This window comes from Streptococcus oralis, assembly GCF_001578705.1.
In the GTDB taxonomy this organism is placed as follows: domain Bacteria; phylum Bacillota; class Bacilli; order Lactobacillales; family Streptococcaceae; genus Streptococcus; species Streptococcus oralis_J.
The window spans coordinates 1,009,884-1,010,652 of record NZ_KQ969037.1 but is presented as its reverse complement, the minus strand read 5'-3'; the positions used below and the strand labels follow the sequence as shown (position 1 = coordinate 1,010,652).

At 45.5% G+C, this 769-nt stretch carries 1 protein-coding gene; it reads left to right on the top strand.

Annotated features, from left to right (window positions below; all coding sequences use genetic code 11):
* Positions 1–769, top strand: a 769-nt coding sequence (locus tag SORDD05_RS10040) for a hypothetical protein (protein WP_196757196.1), incomplete at both ends; no start/stop codon positions are given.

The window sequence follows — 769 nt, the reverse complement described above, 5'->3', positions numbered from 1 at the left end:
TGTATCAGCTAGCCAAAGCGCTTCAGCGTCAGTATCTGCAAGCCAATCAGCTTCAGCATCAGTATCAGCTAGCCAAAGCGCTTCAGCGTCAGTATCTGCAAGTGAATCGGCTTCAGCATCAGTATCAGCTAGTCAATCAGCTTCAGCTTCTGTAAGCTCAAGTCAATCAGCTTCAGCATCAGTATCAGCTAGCCAAAGCACTTCAGCATCAGTATCAGCTAGCCAAAGCACTTCAGCATCAGTATCAGCTAGCCAATCAACTAGCGCATCAGTATCTGCAAGTGAATCAACTTCAGCATCAGTAAGTGCAAGCCAATCAACTAGCGCATCAGTATCTGCAAGTGAATCAACTTCAGCATCAGTAAGTGCAAGCCAATCAACTAGCGCATCAGTATCTGCAAGTGAATCAACTTCAGCTTCAGTATCAGCTAGCCAAAGCACTTCAGCATCAGTATCTGCAAGTCAATCAGCTTCAGCGTCTGTAAGCTCAAGCCAAAGCACTTCAGCATCAGTATCTGCAAGTGAATCAGCATCAGTATCTGCAAGTCAATCAGCTTCAGCATCAGTAAGCTCAAGCCAATCAACTAGCGCATCAGTATCTGCAAGTCAATCAGCAAGCGCATCAGTATCTGCAAGCCAAAGTGCTTCAGCATCTGTATCAGCTAGCCAATCAACTAGCGCATCAGTATCTGCAAGTGAATCAGCTTCAGCTTCTGTATCAGCTAGTCAATCAGCTTCAGCATCAGTAAGCTCAAGCCAATCAACTAGC